The following is a 17878-nucleotide window of genomic DNA, read 5'->3' as shown; positions in this document are numbered from 1 at the left end:
GAGACGTAATCATGCTTAAAGATACATCACTTCTCGTTTTGATCATTGCAGCCGCCGGATTGGTTGTGAATATTATTACGTTGATCGTAGTCGTTGGGGTTTTAAAGAAGTTTAAAAAAGAGGCGGTGATGTTGGATGCTGGGCACGCCGCTGTAGCAGTGGAGGCCTCGGTGCAAAAAGAGAAGCAGGCTGGCGGGCAGTCAAAGCCTGCCGTTGCTGCTGGTGCAGGAGTAGTCTTTTGCCGTAACTGCGGGAGCCCATTCGACTCCAACAACGCTGCCTGTCCACAATGCAACACACCGCGCGGCTACAGAAAAGAAGAAGGGACCTGATTCCCTATTTGTGCCATATGTTTAGAGGCTTGCCGTTTTGGCAAGCCTTATTTTTTATGCTTCCTTTTGAAAAATAGAGTTCCTATTTTTAATTAAACGTCTTTTCTCCTATAATGGAAATAACAATATTCTTTACGGGAGGAAGGAAACCGATGCTAGCAGTCATAGAACAATTAGAAAGTGGCTACAACGCACGATTCGAGCGGCATTTTGATCATTCCGTTGAGGAGGTATGGTCCTGGTTAACGGACAACGAAAAATTAGCCAAGTGGTTTAACGAGCTTCGTGTTGGTGAGCTGCGCGAAGGCGGGTTTATGAAGTTCGATATGGGCGACGGAAACTTTGAGAAGATGGCCATCACGGACCTCAAAGATCAATCCGTATTGGAGTTTACTTGGGGAAGTAACATGGCAGTACGATTCGAACTTTCCACGGAAGCTCCCGGCTGCAAGCTATTTTTAATAGAAAAGATTGAAAAAATCACGCCCCATACCCCAAAGGACCTTGCCGGCTGGCATGTATGCCTTGAGGTGATTAAGGCTTTGATGGAAGGCGAATCCATCGAACGGATGGAAGAATGGAAAAAGTGGTATGAGGAATATAAACAAGCTGTTGAGAAAGTGTCTCCAAATGCATAAAAGGATCGGACTGGAAATAGACACATTTGGAAGGAGAACTTTATGCGGTATTTACTGTTATTAATCATAGTCGTTCCGGCAGCGGAAATTGGTTTTCTGCTTCTTTCGGGAAAAGCAATTGGGGTATGGCCTACCATCGTGCTAATTATTTTGACCGGTGTGTTAGGAGCATACTTAGCCAAAAGAGAGGGACTACAAACTATTAGGAAGGCCCAGGAGCAGCTTCGAATGGGACAAATCCCGGGCGAAGCGGTTTTGGACGGCATTTGTATCATGATCGGCGGAATCCTGCTGTTAACACCGGGATTCTTGAGTGACATATTCGGCTTCCTGCTCCTATTCCCTCCAACTCGAAAGCCGGTTAAATTTCTTATGATTAACGCACTAAGAAAACGAATAGAAAAAGGCAATATACGAATCATAAAATAGGCAAGGGGCCTGAAACCCTGCTTCTGCAAAAGTTTAATGCGGCAAAGCAGCGGGGAGGGCCCCTGTTTTATTCGATAAAGTTAATTTTTAAAAAATAAAAGGGGGTAAACAGATGAATTTATCAGGTAACACGATTTTAATAACCGGCGGTTCCTCTGGTATTGGCCTGGCGTTTGCGGAGCGGTTTTTGGAAAGAGGGAACGAGGTCATCATAGTGGGCCGCCGCCAGGAAAAGCTTGAAGAAGCAAAGGCAATGTATCCTAAACTACATATACATGCTTGTGATATATCTAAAATAGAGGACCGGGTCAAGCTTTCGGAATGGGTTACAAAAGAATTTCCTTCTTTAAATATTTTGGTCAACAATGCCGGCATTCAGCAGCGAGTGAATCTCCTCAAACCAGATAAGGATTGGGGCTATTACCAAAATGAAATCGCCATTAACGTCGAAGGACCCATTCATCTTTCGATGCTCTTAATCCCGCAGTTAACGAACCAGAAGGACGCGGCCATCATTAATGTTTCCTCTGGATTGGCGCTGATGCCGGGTGTATGGGTCCCAATCTATAGTGCGACAAAAGCAGCTCTTCATTCCTTTACAGTTTCCTTAAGGCAGCAATTAGCAGAAACGAGTATAGAGGTGGTTGAAATTTTCCCTCCAGCAGTGAATACAGATTTAGGCGGGGTGGGACTGCATACCTTCGGGGCACCTTTGGACGATTTTGCTGACACCATTTTCCAAGGTTTCGAAAATAACCGGCAAGAAATAGGCTATGGCGAAACTGAGAACCGGCTTAAAGCAAAAAGAGAAGAAAATTTAAAAGGAAGCCAAAAGGCATGGGAAGGATTTTTGAAAAATAACCCGGATTGGCAAGGCTGAAGGCCACAAAAAATGGCCACATTGGTGAAAAGCTACTGAATACGAATCCAGTCCTAAATTAAAATCTACCCCTTCCATATTTTTGAATTGAAACAATGTTATCACCGTGATAACCTTGAGATTATGTAGAAAAAAAGAGGTGAGGGGATTTTGAACATAAAAGCTTTAACCATTGCGTTGTTTACCGTTATGATATGGGGAGCATCTTTCCCTGCCATTCGTGTGATTTTACATGGAGGCTATTCTCCAGGGCATCTAATCCTCACTCGATACCTTATCGCTTCGGCACTATTTGCGATTTACGCGCTATGGCCCGGTGTTAAATTCCGTCTGCCACAAAAAGGGGATATACTGAAAATTGTGATATTGGGGTTTGTAGGGATCAGTATTTATCATATCGGCGTTGCTTTCGGTGAGAAAACCGTAAATGCAGGAGTCGCGGCGATGCTGATTTCGTCAACGCCTATTTTTACTGCCCTAATTGCTCTATTCGTATTAAGGGAACGGCTAGGGTTGTTTGGCTGGATTGGCTTAGGTTTGGGATTTTTGGGAATCGGTATCATTGCACTTGAAACAGCAGGCTCGTCTTTCCATATCTCCAGCGGGGTGTTCCTACTATTAATCGCTGCCTTGGGGACATCGGTGATGTTTGCCTTTCAAAAGCCTCTCTTGAGACGCTATTCATCGATAGAATTAACAGCCTACTTTACCTGGGTTGGAACGATTCCTTTTTTCATTTACTTTCCGGGATATTTTCAAGAACTGCAGCACGCAACCTTGGATGCCCATTTATCGGCTATTTATTTAGGGATTTTTCCAACTGCGATTGGCTATGTCACATGGACTATTGCCCTCTCCTTAGGAAAATCCGGGTCGGTTATGAGCATGATATATTTTGAACCGGTATTCGCCATCCTCATTGCCTGGATTTGGATCAAAGAACAGCCAAGCTTCATTTCCATCATCGGGGGCGCAGTTGCCATTGCCGGTGTTATCGTCGTCAACACACTCGGATCCAAAAAACACACACCAGCAATCGAACCAGTAAGCGTCCAGCCCCCACTGTGATGCATGGGGACGGTTCTCATGCCTCACTATTTTGATGCATAAGAACCGTCCCTATGCATCATTTTTATGTAAAACTTGATGGATTGATGGTACAATTGATGGTATAATGAGCCTGAACCTGTCATATCGTGAGGAAGGTAGATTACGATGAAACCATTGCAAAGTGATAGTGTGATCCCGCTTTATCATCAGCTTAAGGAAAGATTAAAACAGTCGATTGATAGTGGTGACTGGAAGCCTGGGGATCAAATTCCATCCGAGCATCAATTAATGAATGATTATAATGTTAGTAGAAATACCGCAAAAAAAGCAATTGAGGAACTCGTTCAGGACGGGCTGCTTTATCGAATTCAGGGAAAAGGCACGTTTGTGGCGAAGCCGAAGCTGATGCAGCAATCCTTAATGGGCTTATATAGCTTCAGCAAGGGCTTTAAGGAAAAAGGGATGGTCCCTAATGACATTGTCATAGACATCCGGGAAGTCAAACCAACCCCGGAGATCATGGAAGAACTGCAGGTAACCGGCGATGAACAGGTCATTGAAATGAAGCGCCTTCGCTGTGTCGATGATGACCCATATATTCTGGAATCCTCCTTTTTTCCCAAAAGGGTTGTACCAAATATCGAGCCATTGAAAAGGGTGGGGGAGACCTCCTTGTATGATTTGCTTGAGGCGGAATTTAACGTCGTTGTCAGCAGGGCAAGAGAGGCGTTTGAACCTGTATTAATCCGTCCAGATGAAAGCCAATACCTAAAGACAGAACCCGGAAAACCAGCTCTATTGTTAGAACGGACTGCTTTTGACACGAGCGGGAAGCCGGTGGAATTTTGCCGTTCGATTGTACGCGGTGATCGCTGCCGTTTTTACACGGAACTTACGTAATCATTTGAAAATGTTATACTATATTTTATATGTTGGGTTGACCCTACAAGTAAGCGTGTTATAATAATATTATGAAAATAATCAACTCATAGCATTCTAGTCTATGAGTTTTTCTTTAAATTTAACTTGTACCAACAACCCATCCTTACATAAATTTTTTTACAGTCGAGGTGCTAAGTATGAAAAAAGCCATTGGCCTTGATATCGGCGGGACCAAGATTGCCGCGGGATTCATCTCAGAAAACGGTAAATTGCTAAAGCGCGCCGAAGTGAAAAGTGATCCTTCAGATCGAGAGCATATGTTTACTAGAGTTGTTGAAGCGGTAGAACAGGTTCTGAACGATTCTTCTTTATCGCTTACTGACATAGAAGGTATTGGTGTCGGCGTACCGGGCAAGGTGGATCGGGAGACCGGAATTGCTGTTTTTCAAAATAATCTGCCTTGGGCCCAGTTTCCGGTCGCTGACCGCCTTAGGGAACAATTTGGACTCGAGCGAATTGAAATTGACAATGATGTCTATACGGCCGCCTTTGCCGAGTGGAAGGCTGCCGGCGGCAACAAAAATGAAACGTTTGTCTATGTAACGATTAGCACGGGCATCTCCTGTGCGATCCTTCATCAAGGTTCCTTTTTCCGGGGGGCGGGTTTTGCCGGAGAGTTTGGATTAATTCCGATTCTATCAAAGGCACCCGGCCTGAAATTGGAGCGATTGGAAAAAGCGGCTGCTGGGCCGGCAATTGCAAAACTGGCTGAAACAGTGCTGGAGGAGATTGTATCAACTAAAGATGTTTTTGAGCGCTATCAAGCTGGAGTGCCTGAGTATCAGCCAATCATCGATGAAGTAACGGATTATTGGGCACAGGGTCTCTATTCGATTTCTTGTCTATTAGATCCGCATAAAATCGTGTTTGGCGGCAGCGTGATCGCCAATAATCCTTTTTTACTTGAAATCATAAAAGAAAAACTAAAATCCTATCAAATTCCTCAACAACAGCATGTATTACACCGGATGTCTGTCAGTACCATCAAGCAGGATAACGGCATCATCGGTGCGGGCCTCAAGGTATTTGAAGAAAATTAAAGGAGTGTCGAGAATGTTTACGTTAAGTTTGGAAAAATTAAAGCCGTTAGGTGCGGAGATTACCACAGCGGAAATTAAACAGCAGCCTGAATTATGGGCAGAAACGTTTACACTTTATAATGAGAAAATTGAAAAAATCCAAGCATTTTTGCAGAACATTACAGAAAAGCATGGCCGGGTTCGCGTTATTTTTACAGGGGCTGGAACTTCTGCTTATGTCGGCGACACCGTTACTCCATATTTAAAAGGAAAAGTCGATGAAAAACAGTGGGATGTGCAGAGTGTTCCAACGACAGCGATTGTGTCCAACCCTTATCAATTTTTGAAAGCCGATATCCCGACTTTGCTGGTTTCTTTTGCTAGAAGCGGCAACAGTCCGGAAAGTGTGGCGACCGTTGAGCTTGCACAGCAAATCGTTACGAATCTCTATCAAATCACGATTACCTGTTCAAAGGAAGGTCAATTGGCGCAGCGGGCAGCAGGAGATGATGAGAATCTTCTATTATTAATGCCGGAGAAATCCAATGACCAAGGCTTTGCAATGACCGGAAGCTACACCTGTATGGCGCTAACTGCCCTGCTTATTTTCGATACATTGTCAGATGAAGAAAAGGGACAGATTGTTAAAACCATCCGCACTATGGGGGAAAGTGTCATCAGCAGAGAAGCGGAAATCTCAGAAATGCTTGCAGTGGATTTTGAACGGATTATTTATCTTGGATCGGGCGGTTTTGAGGGATTGGCGAGAGAAGCACAGTTGAAAATTCTTGAATTAACTGCTGGAAAAATAGCCACTGCTTTTGATTCATCGCTCGGATTCCGACACGGTCCGAAATCATTTGTGAATGATAAAGCTGTCATATTTACTTTTGTCTCCAATCAGTACTATACCCGTAAGTACGATCTGGATATGTTGAATGAATTGAAGCAGGATCAGGTTGCGAGTCTCATTTGTGCGATTAGCGTCGACGGGGATAGCAATTATTCGGGTGACAGCTTTTTATTTGACCGTGAGGCGGGCATTGTACCGGATGCTTATCTGTCACTGCCGTTTGTGATGGTTGGGCAGACTATCGCTCTGCTTTCTTCCATAAAAGTAGGGAATACACCGGATACGCCATCACCGAGCGGAACCGTTAATCGGGTAGTTAAGGGAGTAACCATTCACGAGTACAAAAATTAAGAAGGATGTCATCCGCATCCATTATTCATAGAGGTGCAGGTATGGAGCTATTTATTTATGCAGATCAGTTTTTTCTTGAGGACGGGGTGGCAGGACCAGGTTTTTTGGAAATTAAAGAGGGCAAATTTTCCTATTACCATCATCAACTGCCGAATCCGTCTGCGACAGTCATCGATTATTCCGGCTATTGGATCGCTCCGGGTTTGGTTGATACGCATATTCATGGCTTCCGAAATCATGATGTCATGGACAATGATCCCGAGGGGTTAAAGGCAATTTCTGAGGGACTGCTCTCGTGCGGTGTCACCTCGTTTTTGCCGACAACGCTAACCTCATCCACTGAGGCATTGAACGATGTGGTCACGATGATTGGCAAACATTATTCAAGCGTTCAAGGAGCAAAAATCCGAGGAATCTTTTTAGAAGGTCCATTTTTCACAGAAAAACATAAAGGCGCGCAAAACACTAAATATTTCTGTGACCCATCAGTGGAAAAGCTGGAAACCTGGCAAGAAAAATCAAATTGTTTTATTAGAAAAATTGCCCTTGCCCCGGAACGGAACGGGGCTCTGGAATTTATCGAACATGCTGTGAAAAATCAGGTGATGGTGGCGTTAGCGCATAGTGATGCCACTTATGAAGAGGCAAAACAGGCGGTTGAAAAGGGTGCATCAATCTTTGTTCATACCTTTAACGGCATGAGCGGCCTGCATCATCGTGAGCCGGGGATGGCAGGTGCGGCGATGACTCTGCCGGATGTCTTTGCGGAAATTATTTGTGATGGTCACCATGTCCATCCTGCAGCCGCCCATATTTTAATGAATGCACGGGGCAGGAAGGAAACCGTTCTCGTTACCGATTGCATGATGGCGGGCGGGATGCCGGATGGCCGTTATCAGCTCGGTGAATTTCCAGTTGTAGTGAAGGACGGGGCTGCCCGTTTGGAGAGCGGAAGTCTGGCGGGGAGTATTTTGCAATTAATCGAAGCTGTTAAAAATGTAGTGGATTGGGGGATTGCAACCCCTGAGGAAGCTATTTATATGGCAAGTACCGCACCTGCGAAAAGTATTCAGCTGGACCGGGAATGCGGCAAAATCACAAGCGGTCTTGCAGCCGATTTTATTGTACTGACACCGGATCTGGAGCTTATGGCTACGTACCTTGACGGTGTTTGCCGGTACAAGGCCGAAAACTTCACGCAGAAGGAGGGAGTTCGATGATTTTAACGGTCACGATGAACCCATCTGTTGACATTTCCTATCCAATCCCACATTTCAAGCTCGATGATGTAAACCGGGTCGAAGCCGACAGCAAAACCGCAGGCGGCAAGGGCCTAAATGTGTCCCGCGTCATCAAGCAGCTGGGCGAGGACGTTCTCACGACAGGAGTGCTGGGTGGAACGATTGGCGACTACATCATTCAGGAATTGACGAAAGCCGAAATTGAAAACAATTTTTTAAAAATAAACCAAGAATCAAGAAACTGCATCGCGATTCTCCATGACGGCAAGCAGACAGAAATTTTGGAATCGGGACCGACCTTGACTGCGGAAGATGGGTCTGCCTTTCTAGCAAAATACGAAACTCTTCTTTCTAATGTATCTTTGGTAACCATCTCGGGCAGTTTACCGAAAGGTCTGGCTTCTAGCTTTTACCAGCATATGGTGGGAATGGGCCGAGACAAGGGGATTCCTGTCATTGTTGATACATCAGGGGAGCCGCTGCGGCAAGTTCTGTTACATAACGTAAAGCCATTTGCCATTAAACCCAATATCACGGAGCTAACGCAGCTGCTCGGCAGGGAAGTGGAACAAAGCATTAGCAGCCTGTCGCAGGCGTTAGAAGACGATATGTTTCAAGGGATCGAGTGGATTGTCGTCTCCATGGGCGGGGCTGGGGCCTTTGTAAAGCACGAATCAGATTTTTACAGGGTTACCATCCCTCCGATTGATGTGGTGAACCCGGTCGGCTCTGGTGACGCAACGGTTGCCGGGCTTGCTGTGGCTTTGAAACACAAGCAGCCCGTCCCGGTGGTGCTGAAAACGGCAATGACCACGGGAATGTTAAATACGATGGAAGCAGCCACAGGCCATATTAATACTGCTCATTTCAGTCGATTTTTTGAATTGGTTCAAGTGGAAAAAATAGATTAATAGGGGTGATTGACCATGTTAAAGCTAACAAAAAATAAACAAGAAGCGCTTAAACGTTTGTCAGATGAAAATGGGATTATTGGTGCATTGGCGATTGACCAGCGCGGTTCATTGAAGAAGATGATTGCCTCCGGGAGCAAAAGTCCTGTCGGGGATGAGGGCATCGTCCGCTTTAAGGAATTAGTTTCGCAAGAGTTGACTCCCTATGCAACTTCGATTCTATTAGACCCGGAATATGGGCTCCCTGCAGCAAAAGTCCGTCATCCAGAAGCAGGTTTATTAGTGGCCTATGAAAAAACAGGCTACGATGCGTCCGCTGTGGGCCGCTTGCCTGATTTATTGGCGGACTGGTCGGTACGGCGCCTGAAGGAAGCTGGAGCCGATGCAGTAAAATTCCTGCTGTATTATGATGTGGATGAAGATGCAAAAATTAATGAATACAAGCATGTTTATATGGAGCGTGTAGGCTCTGAGTGTGCTGCAGAGGATATTCCGTTCTTCCTTGAGATTGTTACCTACGATGCCAAAAACGAAGATGTGAAAAGCTTGGAATATGCGAAAGTGAAGCCGCATAAAGTCATTGAGGCGATGAGAGAATTCTCTAAGCCGCAGTACCAGGTGGACGTTTTGAAGGTAGAAGTGCCTGTTGATATGAACTTTGTAGAAGGGTATACAGATGGGGACGTCGCTTATTCGAAGGAAGAAGCAGCCGGATATTTCAAGGAGCAAAGCGAGGCAACGGACCTTCCGTTTATCTTCTTAAGCGCCGGGGTAAGTGCCCAATTGTTCCAGGAAACATTGAAATTTGCCAAGGCATCCGGGTCCACCTTTAACGGTGTCTTATGCGGCCGGGCTACCTGGAAGAACGGTGTTGCTCCATTTGCCGAACAAGGTGAAGACGCAAGCCGTGCATGGCTCCAGGGTACTGGGAGTAGAAATATCCAAGAACTGAACGCAGTCCTGAAAGAAACGGCCAGTTCTTGGTTTGAAAAGACCGCTCTAGGAATCTATCGCTGATGCACGGGGACGGTTCTTTTGCCTCAAAAGCAAAAGAACCGTCCGAAAAAAGCCCTCTTAAAGACATTTTCCTCCTCAGGCGGTGTGGTTTTGTCTTTAAGAAGGCAAATAAAAGAGGTCTTTTCCCCTTACACACAAGGGTTTTTTGTGTTTAAAAGCCAATCTTTAAACGTTAACAAACTGGGCTTTTGACCTATTCTCGATAATGCGGTGAAGCGCCAGGGGTATAAAGTTTTCACCTTCCGTCATCTCTTTGTTTCTCCCTAGAATGGTAATTGTAAGCGTTTTAGCTTATAGAAGGGGAAGGAGATGGAAAAAAGAATGAGAGATTTTAAGAAAAAGCAGAAAGAGGACAAGGGTTATGGAAAACGGCTCACCGCCTTGACGTTAACAGCGGCCTTGACAGTGCCATTGACGATTGTACCGCCTGAAACAATCAGCCCAAAAACGGCATTGGCCGCCTCTAGTACGGCCACTTCTGCAGGTGAGGAGGACCTATCAACTCGTGCCACGCAGCTAGAAAGTGATGCAAAAGCTCTAGGAATCCCGCTTTTCTTGTTTGAAAACGGCATCCCGAAGACGTTCAAGACAGACAAGGGTGCGGCTCTCGAGCTGGATGGCCACCACTCTAAGGACGGCAAAAATTCGCTGAAATGGAACTACACGAGCGGGTCCAAGCTAATCGTCAATGAGAAAATTGGATTTACACCATTTGTCCCCAACAATCAAGACCAATCGATCAAGTCCTTTGTCGTCTGGGTCTATAATGAAAAGCCTGTCAACGACACAGCCACCTTTCAATTTGGCCGAGGCAATAACGTCGACAGCTGGTTTGACATGAACCTGAACTTTACAGGATGGCGGACCGTCTGGGTATCATTTGAACGTGATATGCAAGGAACGCCACACCCGCACATGAACCGCATGACAGTTGTTGCACCTAAATCCGAATCAGGGACATTGTATTTTGACTCCATGATGCTATCAACTCCAATTGACCCGCGGCACCATACCCCGGATGCTCAAGCACCATTTGTGAATCCGGACGTGATGGAAGCGGCAAACGCCCATTGGCTTGGTCTCCTGAATTATTCCAAGCTTACACCACCAGAACCTCAAACCAATGTAACCGAAGAAAGCCTGGCTGGTATTCGCCAAATCGAAACAAAATTCACAGAGTTACTTTCTAAAAAGCAAAAGGTAACAGATACACTGCTAGCTGACATTCGCAGCCGCTATGCGTCATTCGGAATATCCCGTGATGAATATGGAATACACGGTGCTTCCCTGTTTATGCCGCACTTTGACCAGGCTCCGGCGGCCATAAAACCGGATTTTAAAGAGCTTAGCAATACAGCCGATCTTAGGGCTTTCACTGACTTCATGGATTTAGTCGCTAACACGTATCTGTCTGCCACGGATGAGACAACCAAAAATGAGCTTAAACAAATGTATATCGACTTGTCCGACCATTTGGCCGATCAAGGCTGGGCCGACGGGAGCGGGCAAGGAACGATGCACCATCTCGGCTATAATATCCGCGGGTTTTATTCATCCGCCTTCCTGATGCGGGATGTTTTAAAAGAAGCCGGTCTTCTGGAGCGGACTCAAAAAGCTCTGTTTTGGTTAAGTGGTGCAGGAAAAATTTATACACCTAAAGAAGAGGTTGTCAGTAATATCGACATCCTAAACACCACCTTAAATGGAATGCTGGCCAGTATCCTTGTCCAGGAGGATTCGAAGGAAAAAATAAGAGATATGGAAAGCTTCACCTCTTGGCTGTCGCAAGGACTTGTTCCGGCGAAAGGTTTAGACCCTGCCTTTAAGAAGGACGGTTCTGCCTATCACCATGACAATCATTACCCAGCGTATGCAAAGGATGCCTTCACCGGGGTTACACCGATTATGTATGTATTATCAGGAGGTCCTTTTAGAGTTACCGAGGATGCTCATGAAACATTGAAAAAAGCATTGATGTCGATGCGCCTGTATTCAAACAAAACCCAATGGCTGATCAGTGTAGCCGGTCGCCATCCGGACGGAAAAGGTGCGTTGACACTGCCTCCATTCCGGTATATGGCGTTGGCGGGATCCCCAGATGGGAAAGAGCCGATTGACCATGAAGTGGCGGCCGCTTATTTAAGGCTCATCGACAAGGATGATACATGGTCTAAGCAGTTTAAGCAGCAGGGTATAACGGCAGAGGCAGCCCCAACCGGATTTTGGTCGATGAATTACGCTAATCTTGGCATTCAAAGACGGGACAATTGGCTTGTCGGTGTGAAGGGCTATAGCCGCTATTTATGGGGGAATGAGACCTATCAGGATGCCAATTTATATGGTCGTTATATGTCCTATGGGCAAATGCAAATCATGGGGGCCTCTAATCACCGGGACAGCGGCTATGTGCAGGAAGGCTGGGATTGGAACCGCTGGCCGGGGACAACGACGATTCATCTGCCGTTTGATAAATTGCGTTCCGATGTCCGAAACGTTGACCGTTTTAGCGGCATCGAAGAAATGCTGATTTCCGATGAGACCTATTCCGGAAGCTTGAGCCTTCAAGGACAGAATGGCATGTTCGCCATGAAGCTGCATGAGCATCCAAAATATGATGGAACCCATCGGGCACGGAAATCCTATTTCTTCTTTGACAATCGAATTGTTGCCCTTGGTTCGGATATTGAAAATAATAACAGTGAATATCCAACCGAGACGACACTGTTCCAAAATTACATGGAAACAGAAGCGGAGCCGGTGTGGATGTCCAACACAGGCGCGATTTCAGCATTCCCTTATCAAAATCAGCTCGCACTCACCCAAGACGCATGGCTGGTTGACAATAAGCATAATGGTTTTTATGTACCGTCCGGACAAACCATATCCATTTCAAGGTCTTTGCAGCAGTCCAAAAACCAGAAGGACGGATCAGACACGTCAGGGAATTTTTCAACGGCTTGGATTGATCACGGGAAAGCACCAAAGGATGGAAAGTACCAGTATGCTGTTTTGGTGAATACGAATGAAAATCAAATGGCCGATTTTGCTGCCTCCATGGAAGACCCTGGCAAGACCCCTTACACGGTCCTCCAGCAGAATCGGTTGGCCCATATCGTTCAAGACCGTCTAACTGGGATTACAGGCTATGCCTTGTTTGAAGCAAACGACTCTATCAATCAAGGAATTGTGCGTGCCGTCGATACACCAGCAATGGTCATGACTAAGATGGACGGTGCAAAGTTAGTCCTTAGCGCGGTTGACCCTGATTTACGCTTATACGAGGGTACCGAAGCGGATCAATATGATGAAAATGGGGTGCAAAAGGAAGTCAGCATCTATTCCCGTAAATGGCGTCATGCAGAAAGTATCATGCGTCCGATGAAGCTGACTATTGAGGGGGAATGGACACTTGCTTCAACAGATTCCCGCATCAGAATTCTTTCATCAGAGAATGGCCGCACCGTAATAGAGTTTGATAGCAAGGATGCACAGCCACTAGAAGTTGTCCTGCAGTCAAAATAAGACGAGGGGACGGTTCTTCTGCTTTTGAAGCAGAAGAACCGTCCCCATGCATCATGATATATCCTTAATCAAATCAAACAGTCGCAGTTCGTTGACTTCTGTGATGATTTCTTTGGTGCTGTTTTTGTCGAATTTTTTCAATAGGCTGCTGATTTGCTTTTTGATGGTTTCGACTTCGACGGCGCGGATGTCAGCAATTTCCTTACGCTTTAAGCCGCTGCAAAGCAGCTTTAATATCTCGAGTTCGGATTGAGTTAGGTTGGCAATGATTTTAAAAAAGTGCGTTAATTGATCCTCTGATTTTTTGATACGGGCAAACTCCGTTCTAATTTTTTCGGCGATAATCGGGCGGATGGGCGATTGGTTGTTGTAAGCCGAATAAATCGCTTCAATGATTTCTTCCTTTGGTGCCGCTTTCATTAAATAGTCGACGATGCCGGTTTGGAAGGCGGCAAATACAATATTATTATCCTGGTGAACCGTCAGCATAATGATTTTTGTATCGGGTAGAATCTTATGAATCTCTGAAGCAGCCTTAACGCCCGCCATTTGACTCTCCATTTCAATGTCCATCAAAACAATATCCGGTTTCTTAATGGCCGCATAGGCGACAGCCTCATAGCCGCTCTTGGCAGAAGCTGCGATCGAAAGGCTGTCCACACTGTTGATGATTCTTTCAAGCCTTCTGCGATGGGCTTCCATGTCGTCTGCTATTAAAATATGAATATTTTCCACGAAAATACCTCCCCCCAGATACGGGGTATATTTTATACCCTTTTTACCAGTGGCAATAGAATATCAAACTGTGTATATTTACCTAATTCACTTTTAACCTCAATCTTGCCGCTATGTGCTGTGATTACCTTGTGGCAGAATGACAGGCCGATTCCCCAATTGGTGATGCTCGGTTTTGTCGAGAAGAAGGGGGTAAAAATTTCTTCCACATGATCCGCTTCGATTCCTGGTCCGTTGTCCCGAATTGAAATCGTTCCCCACTGATCTACATAGTTTACGTTGATCCAAATAGACCCGCCGGAATTAGAAAGTGCCTCCACCGAATTTTTAAGGATATTATTGAGCACTTCGTAGATGTATTCTTCATCCATGTAGACAAGAATGCTAGAATCTGTTTTTTCAAAATGAATTTCAACATTCGTCAAGCTTGAACGAAACCGCTGAATGGCTCTTTCGATGGGTACGTCGAGCGGAACAGCCTTAATGTTTAAAGTGATTTGCTTGAGCTTATCGTTTGCTTGATTAATGCTTTGGAACGACTGCTCGCACGACTCTGTAATGAGTTTCAGGCTGTACAGTGCATCTTCATCATCCGCGAATTTCTCCTGTAAATATTCAGCCTCGGAGCGGATTGCCAGCAGATGATTTTTGATCGCATGGGTGAAGGCTCGAATCCCAAGTGAGGCGGTGTCAATTTTCTTTTTGGTAATGATATTGATGTTGGAATAGCGCGCTTCGTTTGCTTTGAATTTGTAAATATTATAGAGCATGATGCCGATTGCTCCAATTGCCAAGAGCGGGAAAAAGCGATATTCCATTAAAAACAAGTTAATCGAAGGCTGGACATAATTGATAAAGCTTTTACTGAAGGTGATTCTGACAAAGTTGGCAGGTGCCCAGTAAAAAATGAACAGGTGTACAAAAGTTAATGGGAGCAAACTAATAGTGATATAGAATGTATGGTCCCGAATCGATCTTAATTGGTAATAACGGATGTAATGGTACAAAAATAAGGAAAGGCTAAGAACCAGATACGTATCATTCATCACTTGAAAGACAATATCGCCCGTATGGCTCCATTGCTCATAAAGATCAATTTTACCTGCGTTAAAGGCCAAATCCTGAAGCATTAGATTAAGACTTGGATCGTAAAAAAGAAACTGAACGATCCCGACAATCCCTAGTCCCAGGTAAATGAAACGCAATCTAGGATGACTCCTGAGACTGCTGATAAACGAAATAGAAAAACTAAGGAAGGAAAAATAAAATAAGATAATCCCTAGGTTAAACAGCCGAATTAACGTATGAGCATCAAAGTTTTTCAGGACAAGTCGATTCCAGGTTCCTGGGCCAAAATCAATGAATTGATTGACAACATTATAGTAATAATTAAATTTTGATAAATAGAGGGTGAATGAAATATAGGCCAAAATCCACCCAATTGTCAATGTACATAAAAAGAAAATGGATCTGCTGCTAAGGTATTTATAGATAAAAAAGATTAAAAAAACCATAAAAATCAAGCATAGAAAAATCACAATCGTCACTCCCGGCTGCCAAAAAAGGGGGAAGAAAATTTTCGACTTATTTCGAAAAGTGGAAACCCTTACACTGAGTATATAACAAACTATTAAAAATTTTAAGGGGGACAATGTATGAAAAAACGTTTTAGTTTAGTGGCATTATTGCTTTTATGTTTTAGTTTGATTGTTGGCTGTTCCAATGGGGAAACAGAAAAGAGCAGCGCAAAACCAAAAGAAGAGAAGAGTTCCAATGAAAAAGTAAGTTTGAAAATGGCTGTTTTCCCTGCAGATGAAGCTATTTTTAAACAAGGCTATGAAAATTTCAAAAAGGATCATCCGAATGTCGACATTACATTTGAAACCTTCCCGCAACAGCAATATTATGAAAAAATCCGCATGCAGCTTTCTGGCGGAGAAGGCTATGACCTATTTACTGGTCAAATGGATAACATGGTAGACACAGGAATTCTGGCACCGCTAGATAAGTACATTAAAGACAGCGGCGTCGATGTTTCCGGATACGGGTCGATGTATGACACCTATAAATATGATGGAAAAGTACTCAGCCTTCCTTACCGTAAGTCCAATTGGATGCTCTACTATAACAAGACTTTATTCGATCAAAAAGGCGTTCCATATCCAAGCGATGATATGACGTGGGATGAGTTCCGTGAATTAGCCAAGAAGATGACAAGCGGCAGCGGAGAAAACAAAGTATACGGAGCATACCTGCAGCAATGGCCGCAAACTTGGTACATGGGTGCTGTTCAAAAGGGAGCATCGATTATTGATAAAGACCTGAAACCATTTAAGGATGCCTTGCAAACCAGGGTTGACCTTGAAAAGGACGGTTCAATCATGAAATGGTCTGAACAGGTATCAACAGGAGCACATTATAATGCCGCCTTCCAAAAAGGAAATATTGCGATGAACATCATTGGCGATTGGCATGTTGCTCAGCTTCGTCAGGGGGAAAAAGAAGGAACCTTAAAGTTTGATTGGGATGTTGTTCCAATTCCGCATCCAGAAGGCGTTGCCAAGAATACTTCATTGGCATTGCCAGTTTCGATCATGATGAACAAAAATACGAAACATCCAAAAGAAGCATTTGAATTCCTGAAGTACATGACAGGTAAAGAAGGGGCAGAGCTTCTTGCTGGAGCAGGCTATTTAACTGGATATATGGACAAGGATGTGGAAGCGGCTTATCTTGGCGACGGTTCACAAAAGCCAAAGAACCTTCATTATTTCTTGGAAACAAAAGAATATCCAGAATACCCAATGCTGCCAGGTGTGAAAAACGTGGTCGTTGAACAAATCTTCAAGCAAGAGGGAGAGCTTGCATTAATTGGCCAAAAATCAGTTGATGACACCATCAAAGACATCACGAAACGCGTAAAAGACGAATGGGCAAGTAAGTATGGAGAAAAGTAATTAGCATCGAACTTGGCACTGCTCTAAGGTCTTCATACAGCAGTGCCAATTTTTTTAAAAGAAAGGATGAAACAGTATGAAGCCTGGTAAAGCTGTAAAATCGAAAGCGATTCGGCGAAATCGAATCACCGCTTATACCTTTCTTCTGCCAAATATTATTGGCTTCCTTGTATTTATCTTCGTTCCCGTGATTGCCTCATTCTTTATGAGTTTCACCTCTTGGAATGGCTTTGGGAATATCGAATTTATTGGACTAGATAACTATAAACAGCTGTTGAAGGATGCTAATTTCAAAATTTCATTTATTAATAGCATCCTGTTCATGTTAATCTCTGTCCCGATTACGTTATTTATTTCGGTGTTGATCGCCATCGCCCTAAACCGGGGTATCCGCTTTGTCAAAGTATTCCGGACGGCCGTTTTCCTGCCATATGTAACGGCGACAATTGCGGTTGCGGCTGTCTGGCAGCTCATTTTTAATCCTTCAATGGGTCCTATTAATGGAACATTGATGAAGCTGGGGATTGATTCTCCTCCCGGCTGGCTTTCATCGCCAACCTGGGCACTAATCTCCGTATCGATCGTCTATATTTGGCATTCAGTCGGCTATTATATGATTCTATTTTTAGCGGGGCTGCAAAACATCCCAGATTATCTTTATGAAGCAGCCGAATTGGACGGCGCGGGACCGATTACGAAGTTTTTCCATATCACGCTGCCATCGTTATCTCCTGTATTGTTCTTTACGACCATTATTGGTGTGATTAACTCATTTAAAGTATTTGATTTAATCTATGTGCTGACAGGGGGAGGACCAGGCCGGTCGACCCATGTGCTCGTCTACGACATCTACAATACAGCCTTTAAACAATTTGAGTACGGGTACGCCTCAGCGATGGCTTATGTATTGTTCTTGGTGATTCTAATCATCTCCATCATCCAATTTAGTGGGCAGAAAAAATGGGTGAACTATTAACCTATGACTAAACCGACAGAAAGGA

At 44.5% G+C, this 17878-nt stretch carries 16 protein-coding genes; 14 read left to right on the top strand and 2 right to left on the bottom strand.

Features of this window, described 5'->3' with window-relative positions:
- Positions 1 to 11 precede the first annotated feature (11 nt).
- The 12 genes from ACFPA1_RS23165 (at position 12) to ACFPA1_RS23110 (ending at position 13185) form a co-directional block, all read left to right on the top strand.
- On the top strand, positions 12 to 332 hold the full coding sequence (locus tag ACFPA1_RS23165) for a hypothetical protein (protein ID WP_378586091.1): 321 nt from the start codon (positions 12 to 14) through the stop codon (positions 330 to 332).
- 152 nt (positions 333 to 484) lie between these two features.
- Complete coding sequence (locus ACFPA1_RS23160; RefSeq protein WP_378586089.1) at positions 485 to 970, top strand: SRPBCC family protein; 486 nt, start codon at positions 485 to 487, stop codon at positions 968 to 970.
- Between the two features lie 42 nt (positions 971 to 1012).
- Entirely contained in the window at positions 1013 to 1399 is a 387-nt protein-coding gene (locus ACFPA1_RS23155) for an FxsA family protein (RefSeq protein ID WP_378586086.1), read from the top strand.
- 112 nt (positions 1400 to 1511) lie between these two features.
- Complete coding sequence (locus tag ACFPA1_RS23150) at positions 1512 to 2279, top strand: SDR family oxidoreductase (RefSeq protein ID WP_378586084.1); 768 nt, start codon at positions 1512 to 1514, stop codon at positions 2277 to 2279.
- Between the two features lie 150 nt (positions 2280 to 2429).
- Positions 2430 to 3347 (top strand): DMT family transporter, encoded by a 918-nt coding sequence (locus tag ACFPA1_RS23145; protein WP_378586082.1) that lies wholly within the window; start codon positions 2430 to 2432, stop codon positions 3345 to 3347.
- A 147-nt stretch (positions 3348 to 3494) separates the two neighbouring features.
- Positions 3495 to 4229, top strand: coding sequence for a GntR family transcriptional regulator (locus tag ACFPA1_RS23140; protein WP_378586079.1), 735 nt, complete (start codon positions 3495 to 3497; stop codon positions 4227 to 4229).
- A 179-nt stretch (positions 4230 to 4408) separates the two neighbouring features.
- Positions 4409 to 5311 (top strand): ROK family protein, encoded by a 903-nt coding sequence (locus ACFPA1_RS23135; RefSeq protein WP_378586076.1) that lies wholly within the window; start codon positions 4409 to 4411, stop codon positions 5309 to 5311.
- Between the two features lie 13 nt (positions 5312 to 5324).
- Positions 5325 to 6494, top strand: coding sequence for an SIS domain-containing protein (locus ACFPA1_RS23130; RefSeq protein ID WP_378586074.1), 1170 nt, complete (start codon positions 5325 to 5327; stop codon positions 6492 to 6494).
- Between the two features lie 41 nt (positions 6495 to 6535).
- Complete coding sequence (gene nagA / locus ACFPA1_RS23125) at positions 6536 to 7714, top strand: N-acetylglucosamine-6-phosphate deacetylase (RefSeq protein WP_378586071.1); 1179 nt, start codon at positions 6536 to 6538, stop codon at positions 7712 to 7714.
- Complete coding sequence (lacC, locus tag ACFPA1_RS23120; RefSeq protein ID WP_378586068.1) at positions 7711 to 8646, top strand: tagatose-6-phosphate kinase; 936 nt, start codon at positions 7711 to 7713, stop codon at positions 8644 to 8646. Before nagA ends, lacC begins: the two co-directional genes overlap by 4 nt.
- 15 nt (positions 8647 to 8661) lie before the next feature.
- Entirely contained in the window at positions 8662 to 9663 is a 1002-nt protein-coding gene (gene lacD, locus ACFPA1_RS23115; protein ID WP_378586065.1) for a tagatose-bisphosphate aldolase, read from the top strand.
- 309 nt (positions 9664 to 9972) lie between these two features.
- Positions 9973 to 13185 (top strand): chondroitinase family polysaccharide lyase, encoded by a 3213-nt coding sequence (locus tag ACFPA1_RS23110; RefSeq protein ID WP_378586062.1) that lies wholly within the window; start codon positions 9973 to 9975, stop codon positions 13183 to 13185.
- A gap of 51 nt (positions 13186 to 13236) precedes the next feature.
- Here the strand turns inward: ACFPA1_RS23110 and ACFPA1_RS23105 are convergent, their stop codons facing one another.
- Both ACFPA1_RS23105 and ACFPA1_RS23100 read right to left on the bottom strand, forming a co-directional pair.
- A complete protein-coding gene (locus ACFPA1_RS23105) occupies positions 13237 to 13920 on the bottom strand; it encodes a response regulator (protein ID WP_378586059.1) in 684 nt (227 codons plus the stop codon).
- Positions 13921 to 13952: 32 nt separating this feature from the next.
- Positions 13953 to 15125 carry a sensor histidine kinase gene (locus ACFPA1_RS23100; protein WP_378586057.1) on the bottom strand — a complete coding sequence of 391 codons (1173 nt, stop codon included), beginning with the start codon at positions 15123 to 15125 and terminating at the stop codon, positions 13953 to 13955.
- A 450-nt stretch (positions 15126 to 15575) separates the two neighbouring features.
- Here ACFPA1_RS23100 and ACFPA1_RS23095 point away from each other — a divergent pair, with 450 nt between their 5' ends.
- A complete protein-coding gene (locus ACFPA1_RS23095) occupies positions 15576 to 16877 on the top strand; it encodes an ABC transporter substrate-binding protein (RefSeq protein ID WP_378586055.1) in 1302 nt (433 codons plus the stop codon).
- Positions 16878 to 16953: 76 nt separating this feature from the next.
- The gene (locus tag ACFPA1_RS23090; protein ID WP_378586051.1) at positions 16954 to 17853 is read left to right on the top strand and encodes a carbohydrate ABC transporter permease; all 900 of its coding nucleotides are present in this window, start codon (positions 16954 to 16956) and stop codon (positions 17851 to 17853) included.
- Positions 17854 to 17878: the final 25 nt, after the last annotated feature.

Source organism: Neobacillus sp. GCM10023253, from assembly GCF_042653105.1.
In the GTDB taxonomy this organism is placed as follows: domain Bacteria; phylum Bacillota; class Bacilli; order Bacillales; family Cytobacillaceae; genus Neobacillus; species Neobacillus citreus.
Note: the sequence above shows the minus strand (reverse complement) of the source record. Positions and strands in the feature narration are given on the sequence as shown.